The sequence below is a fragment of the Methylobacterium sp. 37f genome (assembly GCF_023093475.1).
GTDB lineage: Bacteria > Pseudomonadota > Alphaproteobacteria > Rhizobiales > Beijerinckiaceae > Methylobacterium.
This window is the reverse complement of the sequence record NZ_JAGHKN010000075.1, coordinates 1-7479: the sequence shown is the minus strand read 5'-3', so window position 1 is coordinate 7479 and position 7479 is coordinate 1. Positions and strand designations below refer to the sequence as shown.

The following is a 7479-nucleotide window of genomic DNA, read 5'->3' as shown; positions in this document are numbered from 1 at the left end:
CCCCGAGATTGGCCCCCGCCCCCACCTCGGCGTCCCCCACATAGGTCAGGTGGTTGGCCTTGGCGCCGGCGCCCATCCGGGCGTTCTTGATCTCGACGAAGTTGCCGATGCGGGCGCCCGCTTCCAGCACCGCTCCCGGGCGCAGGCGGGCATAGGGGCCGATCTGCACGCCGGCCGCCAGGGTGGCGCCCTCCAGATGCGAGAAGCTGTGCACCACGCACGCATCGCCGACCGTCACGTTGGGCCCGAACACCACGTGAGGTTCCACCAGAACATCACGCCCCAACACCGTGTCGATGCTGAAGAAAACCGTTTCGGGCGCGATCAGCGTCGCCCCCGCGATCTGGGCGGCGCGGCGCAGGCGCCCCTGGATCTCGGCCTCGGCCACCGCGAGCTGGACCCGGTCGTTGACCCCCTGCGCCTCGGCCTCCGCCACCGGCACCACCGCGACCGGCAGGCCGTCCGCCACCGCGAGGGCGACCGCGTCGGGGAGGTAGTATTCACCCGCCGCATTGGCGTTGCCGATGCGGGTCAGGAGAGAGAGCGCATGGGGGCCGGACAGGGCCATCAGGCCGGCATTGCACAGGGTGACGGCGCGCTCGGCCGGGCTCGCATCCTTCTCCTCGCGGATCGCCAGCACGCGATCCCCGTCGGTCAGCACCCGGCCGTAGCCGGTGGGATTCGGGCTCTCGAAGGCCAGCACCGCCACAGCCGCGCCCTGGGCCAGCGGCGCGCGCAGGCGCGCCAGGGTGTCGGCGGTGATCAGCGGCGTGTCGCCGAAGGCGATCACCACGTCGTCGTCGCCCGCCTCCAGGGCGGCCCGGGCGGCCAGCACCGCGTGAGCGGTGCCGAGGCGTTCGGCCTGCGGATAGACGGCGGCACCGGGCGCCAGGGTGGCGATCTCGCGGGCGACCGCCGCCTGCCCCGGCTCCGCCACCACGGCGATCCGGGTCGCGCCGGCCCCCTGCGCGGCCGTCAGCACGTGCCCGAGCAGGGTCCGGCCGGCGACCCGGTGCAGCACCTTCGGCAGGTCCGAGCGCATCCGCGTGCCCTTGCCGGCGGCCAGCACGATGGCGGTGAGGCTGCGGTCTGCGTTCCGGGTCGTCTGATCGGTCATCGAGGGGTCCGCCGCGGGCCAAGCTGTTGCTCCCCGTCGGCTAAAGCGCGGATGGGGCTGTTTCAAGTCCGGGCTTCATCGATGCGGACCTGCATCGATGCGGACCTGCCGCTGTCTTTCGGCAGTATCCGTCGCGTGATCGGATCTTGCGACTAAGCTTTGACCCGGCCCGGGCCGAACGGTCCGGACGCTTTCGGCGTTGACCGGCGCGGTTCGGGACGGCTTAACCCCCGGTTCAGGGCTCGGCATGGTAGACACATACGAACCTCGACCTCCGCAAGCCCCGATCTCCAACGCCCTTGCCTTAACGCCCTTGCCTTTTCCGCGCGCCCGCGCCGACCACACGGACCTGATGACGCCGCCGAACCCGGATCTCCTCGACGACCCGTCCGCCCGCAGCCCCGGCGGCTGCACCGGCCCCAGCCGCCGCACCGTTCTGCGGCAGGTCGGTTTCGCGGCCCTGGCCGGCGGGCTCGCGGCCCTGCCGGGGGCCGCCGCCGCCGACGAGGCCCCCGCCCTTCCGGCGGACGGCACGCCGTTCCAGCCCGGACTCGTCACCGACCTCGCCCGGGCGTTGGCCAAGCGCGCCTATGCGGCGCCGCGCACCGACGACCTGCCCGAAGCCCTGGCGGGCCTCAACCGCGAGCAATACGCCGCCATCCGCACCCGACCCGGCAGCGCGGTCTGGGCCGAGGCGGCCCTGGGCTTCACCCTGGAGCCCCTGCATCGCGGCTCGGTGTTCCGCTCCCGCGTGGCGCTCGCGTTGATCGAGGACGGCACCGTGCGCGCCCTGCCCTACGATCCGGCGCGGTTCGAGACCGAGGGCGTGGCGCTCCCGCCCTTCAAGGACGACCCCGGCTATTCGGGCTTTCGCATCCGCGCCCGTTTCCGGGGCGGCGACCTCAGCGACTTCGCCATGTTCCAGGGGGCGTCGTTCTTTCGCCTGCTCGCCACCGGCCAGGGGTTCGGGGTCACGGCGCGGGCGCTGACCCTGCGCCCGGCCGACGCCCGGGGCGAGGAATTCCCCGAATTCCGCGCGATCTGGATCGAGCGGCCCGGTCCCGGCGGCCCCCTCGTCCTCCACGCGCTGGTGGATTCCCCCTCCGCCACGGCCGCCCTGCGCATGAGCCTGCGCGCCGGGGACGCTTCGCTCTGCGACGTCGAGGGCACGGTCTTCGCCCGCGCCGCCATCGACCATCTGGGCCTGGGCGGCGTGACCACCAGCTACCTGTTCGGCCCGCACGACCGGCGCGGGTCCGACGATGCCCGGGCCGGCGCCTACAGCAGCGGCGGCCTGCAGATCCGCACCGGCGCCGGCGAGGCGATCTGGCGCCCGGTGCACAACCCCGAGACCCTGCAGATCTCCTCCTTCGTGGACGAGAACCCGAAAGGCTTCGGCCTGATGCAGCGGGCGCGCGACTACAGGGACTTCCAGGACGACGTGCAGCACTGGGAGTGGCGCCCCTCGCTCTGGCTCGAGCCCCTCGGCGCCTGGGGGCCCGGCGCCGTGACGCTTCTCGAGATCCCGAGCGATTCCGAGTTCAACGAGAACGTGCTGGCCTATTGGCGCCCGAAGGCGACCCTCGCGGCCGGGGCCGAGATGCCGTTCAGCTACCGCCAGCACTGGTGCTGGCAGCCCCCCGAGCCGCCGCCCGTCGCCTTGGTCTCGGGCACCCGCAGCGGGCGCGGGCCCGAGAACCGGCGCCTGTTCCTGGTGGACTTCACGGGCCAGGGGCTCGCCGCCCCCGACGACCTCCAGACCCAGCTGAGCGCGGTCTCCGGGGCGATCACGTCGAGCACCCTGTACCGCTACCCCGAGCGCGACACCCTGCGGGTGGCCTTCGAGCTCGACCCGAAGGGCGGGAAGTCCTGCGAATTGCGGCTCGCCCTGCAGCGCGCCGGCACGCCTCTGACCGAAACCTGGCTCTACCGTTGGACCCCGTGACCGCATCCCCGCTCTCCCCCGACGTGGCCGCGCCGGTCGCAGCCCCGACCGCTGCCTCCTTCGCCCCCGCGATGCCGCCCGAGGCGCCGCTGCCGATGCCGGTGCAGGACCTCGTGCGCTGGGACCCGGCCACCGGCCACCGGCCGGTGCGCCACGGCAGGCCCTGGCTCGCCCGCGCCTTCGTCTTCGGCGGGGCGGCGCTGCTGACCGCCTACGGGGCGATGCAGATGTACGAGGTGGTGGCGGTCTCGGGCGGCACCACGGCGCTGCAATACGTGCTGCTCGCGCTCTTCACCCTGAACTTCTCCTGGATCGCGCTGGCCTTCACGGGCGCGATCCTGGGCTTCCTCGTGTTGCTGCGGGGCTTGAAGACCCCGCCCCTGCCGTCGCACCTCGCCACCCGGACCGCGGTGGTGATGCCGGTCTACAACGAGGCCACCGCCCGCACCTTCGCGGGCCTCGAGGCGATGCGGTCCGAGATCGACGCCACCGGCCACGGCGACGCGTTCGACTATTTCGTCCTGTCGGATTCGACCCAAGGGGATGCCTGGATCGCCGAGGAGCGCGCCTTCCTGGATCTGCGCGCCCGCTGGGGCGCGGAGCCCCGGCTCTACTATCGCCACCGCCCGAAGAACCACCATCGCAAGGCCGGCAACATCGGCGACTTCGTCGCCCGCTGGGGGGGCGCCTACGACCACATGCTGGTGCTCGACGCCGACAGCCTGATGACCGGCGCCTGCGTGGTCCATCTGGCCGCCGCCATGGAGGCGGACCCGGATGCCGGCATCATCCAGTCGCTGCCGCTGATCATCAACCGCAACACGCTGTTTGCCCGCGTCCAGCAATTCGCCGCGCGCATCTACGGGCCGGTGATCGCCACGGGCCTGTCGGTCTGGTCCGGCCGCGACGGCAATTACTGGGGCCACAACGCCATCATCCGCACCCGCGCCTTCGCGGCAGCCTGCGGCCTGCCGGACCTGAAGGGCAAGCCGCCCTTCGGCGGCCACGTGCTCAGCCACGACTTCGTGGAGGCGGCGCTGATCCGGCGGGCCGGCTGGAGCGTGACCATGCTGCCGGCGCTGCCCGGCTCCTACGAGGAGAGCCCGCCCTCGCTCATCGACGTCGCGGTGCGCGACCGGCGCTGGGCGCAGGGCAACCTCCAGCACAGCCGCATCATCGGCACCGCGGGCCTGGCGCTCGCCTCGCGCCAGCACTTCGCCACCGGCATCGCCGGCTACGTCGCCTCGCCCCTGTGGCTGGCCCAGCTGGTGGTGGGTATCGCCCTGGTGTTCCAGACCGCCTATGTGCGGCCGGAATACTTCACGAGCGAGTTCGGTCTCTATCCGGTCTGGCCGCGCTTCGACCCGGTTCGCGCGCTCCAGCTCTTCGGGCTGACCATGGGCATCCTGCTGGCGCCGAAGTTTCTGGGACTGGCCCTCGCGCTGATCGACGGGCCGGTGCGCCGGGCCTGCGGCGGAGCCATCCGCCTCGTGCTCTCGAGCCTGATCGAGATCCTGCTCTCGGCCCTGATCGCCCCGATCGCGATGCTGATCCAGTCGGGCTCGGTGTTCCAGATCCTGCTCGGCCGCGACACCGGCTGGAACCCGCAGCGACGCGACGACGGCTCGATCCCCTGGGCCGACATCGTCCGGCGCCACCGCTGGCACATGGCCCTCGGGCTGATCACCGGCGTAGCCGCCTTCGCCATCGCTACCTCGCTGTTCCTCTGGATGTCGCCCACCATCCTGGGCCTCGTGCTGGCGATCCCGATCTCCTGGGCCAGCGGCCAGCTCGGCCTCGGGCTGGCCCTGAAGCGCCTCGGCCTGCTGATGACCCCGGAGGAGCGCACGCCCCCGACCATCGCCGTGCAGGCGGGCGCCCTCAGCCGGCGCAACGCCGAGGCCGGCCTCGACGACGCGGATGCGCTCCGGGCGCTCCACGCCGATGCCGGCCTGGCGCAGGCCCACGCCATGATGCTGCCCGAGACCGCCCCGCGCCCGCGCGGCGCCATCGACCCGGACCGCGCGCTGGCCCAGGCCAAGGTGGTGGAGGCCGACGCCCTCGCCGAGGCCCAGGCCTGGCTCACCCCGAAGGAGCGCATGGCCCTCCTCCACGACCGCGCCCTCCTCGACCGCCTCACCCGCCTGGCGCCCTGACACGCCCGGTCCTGGGATGTGGTCTGTTCCAGGGCTGGCCAATCCCTGGGACTTGCCGGATCCTCGGACTCGGCCGAGCCCCGATCGGCGCGTTTTTCGATTTCCGCGGCGCCCGATCTCCGATAGAACCGCCCGGACGGAAGGGTGGCCGAGTGGTTTAAGGCAGCGGTCTTGAAAACCGCCGTGGGTGAAAGCCCACCGTGGGTTCGAATCCCACCCCTTCCGCCAGTTTCTTTTCCGCCAAGTTCTTCCCGGAATGCGCCCGCCACGGCGCCGCTGAGAGCTGGATCGGCTCAGGCTTGACAGTCCGGCCCCCCGCCCCCCAGCCGTTCGGCTATCAGCCGTCGTCCTGTCCCGTGCCCGATCGCCCGGCGCCGGCGGGTTGTCCACCGATGGTGGTGCCGTCCGGAGTGCGTTCTGCGGCGGGGGTCGCGGGGATCAGGTCGATGGCGTCGTAGGACAGGCCGGGGCTGAGAAAGCCGATGCCCCGGATGCCGCTCGCGATCGCGAGACGGAGTTCGTTCCGGCCGACGCGCAGCGCGGAGGCCGGGAGCGCGATGGCGTAGATCCGGTTGTTGCCGCGATAGGTGCCGACCGTCAGCGTGCGGCTCCTGGGCTGCGGGGTGGAGACCTGCGGCGGCGCCTGCCAGCCGTTGAGGGCGACCGCCGGCCTGGCGCCCGCGAAGGCCGCGGTGATGCCGATGCGCAGCGTCATGGCGGCGACCTGCGACCGGGTCAGGGTGAAGCGGATCCGCACGGGCGTGTTGACGTCCGCACACTGATAGGCGGGAAATCCGGTCGCCGCCTGGGATTGACCGACCACGAACGGCGGCGTCGACCACGGCGCCATCCGGATGTCGGAGGGATGCATGGTCGTCACCCGGTCGCCGTTGAGAAACCCGGACGGCGTCCCGTCCCAGGTGCCGATGCGCCAGATCGCCTTGTCGCGGGCGGGATCGGCGTCGATCCGGAGGGTGGGAAGGGACGTGGTCGTTCCCGCGCGCACGTCGACGTCGCGCGCCGCCACCGCGCGTTCCGACTTGTAGACCGTCAGCCGATAGGTCCCGGGCAGCAGGCCCTCCCGCGCGAAGGTCCCCGCGCCCGGTCGGGCCTCGGTCCAGTATTGGGCCTGCGCGTTGGCGAAGCCGATGGTGTAGCCGAAGGCCGCATCCATGCCGTCGAGGCCGGCGCCGGTGACCGTCCCGCGCGCCTCCGGTGCGACGTATCCCGTCAGGCCCATGCGGCCGAACCAGGACGTGTCGAGCGGATCGGGCGTCCCGCCCGTCGTGAACGCCAGGGCGTAGCCGTCGAGGATGCCGGTCCGGAACGGCTCGGTCTGCGCCTCGCCGTAATTCACGATGTAGGTCAGCTCCTGATCCGTATCGGTGCCCTGATCGAGCAGGCTGCGGTAGAACGGCCCGCCCGATCCTCCCTCGTTGTCGTCGCGCACCATCCAGGCGGCCACGCCCGGCCCCCGCGCGCCGAAGAAGCGCCAGTCCTTGAGGCGCAGGTTCGAATAATGCTTGGACCGGGTCTGGCCGTCGGGCCGCCCGAACACGTCGTGCGCCTCGACCAGACGGTCGGTCCCGGTCAGGTTCGACGGCTCCGGCCCCTCGGGCAGCACCGCGCGCCGGAGTCGCGCGATGTAGCGCACCAGGCCCAGGCGCGGTTCACGCGTGAAGGTGGTCGCCATGAAGATCGTCGCCACGCCGCGCCTGGCCATGTAGGCGTGGATCAGGTCGCCGGCCCGGACCGTCACCTTGATATGATCGGCATCGACGCGCGTCGCCGCGACGCTGGCGGTCGTCTGCCCCTCGTACAGGCCCGGGAAGCCGATATTGACCTGACTGCCCTTGGCGGGATCCTGATATTCGACGTCGTGCCAGCGCATCGACACGATGTCGCCGACCCCCTTGCCAGAGCCGTCCGCGGCCCCGCTCCGGACCGTGAACACGAGGCCCGCCCCGGTGTTCACCGTGATCGATGTGGCGTCCTCGCTGAGCCCGAAGGATGACGCGGCGGACAGCGCAGGAAGCGGACGGGCGGTGAGGAGCAGGCCGGCGGCCACCGCCAGCCCCCGCGCGCCGGACGATCGGAATCGGGCCTTCGACATGCGTTTCGATCCTGTCACGCCGACGCTCCCTCCGGGGCGGCCCGAAAGCAACCCGTCCGGCTGACACAACGCCGGCGATCTCAGGCTTCGCCGCCCCGGAGCGTCGTCCCGGTGACGCCCCCGCCGGCTTCCCGGTTGGCCCCAACCC

The 7479-nt window shown here is 72.2% G+C and carries 4 protein-coding genes and 1 tRNA gene; 3 read left to right on the top strand and 2 right to left on the bottom strand.

Going from position 1 to position 7479, the window contains the following annotated elements; genetic code table 11:
• Positions 1 to 1117, bottom strand: a 1117-nt coding sequence (gene glmU, locus J7U37_RS24540) for a bifunctional UDP-N-acetylglucosamine diphosphorylase/glucosamine-1-phosphate N-acetyltransferase GlmU (RefSeq protein WP_247637442.1), incomplete at its 3' end; no start/stop codon positions are given.
• 352 nt (positions 1118 to 1469) lie between these two features.
• Here glmU and J7U37_RS24535 point away from each other — a divergent pair.
• From J7U37_RS24535 to J7U37_RS24525, 3 genes are all read left to right on the top strand, one after another.
• Positions 1470 to 3062 carry a glucan biosynthesis protein D gene (locus tag J7U37_RS24535; protein ID WP_247637441.1) on the top strand — a complete coding sequence of 531 codons (1593 nt, stop codon included), beginning with the start codon at positions 1470 to 1472 and terminating at the stop codon, positions 3060 to 3062.
• A 23-nt stretch (positions 3063 to 3085) separates the two neighbouring features.
• Complete coding sequence (gene mdoH, locus J7U37_RS24530; RefSeq protein WP_348773023.1) at positions 3086 to 5218, top strand: glucans biosynthesis glucosyltransferase MdoH; 2133 nt, start codon at positions 3086 to 3088, stop codon at positions 5216 to 5218.
• Between the two features lie 138 nt (positions 5219 to 5356).
• Positions 5357 to 5446 (top strand) — tRNA-Ser (locus tag J7U37_RS24525).
• Positions 5447 to 5555: 109 nt separating this feature from the next.
• On the opposite strand, the gene J7U37_RS24520 is transcribed toward J7U37_RS24525, so the two are convergent.
• Positions 5556 to 7331 carry a rhamnogalacturonan lyase B N-terminal domain-containing protein gene (locus J7U37_RS24520; RefSeq protein WP_247637440.1) on the bottom strand — a complete coding sequence of 592 codons (1776 nt, stop codon included), beginning with the start codon at positions 7329 to 7331 and terminating at the stop codon, positions 5556 to 5558.
• Between the last annotated feature and the right edge of the window lie 148 nt (positions 7332 to 7479).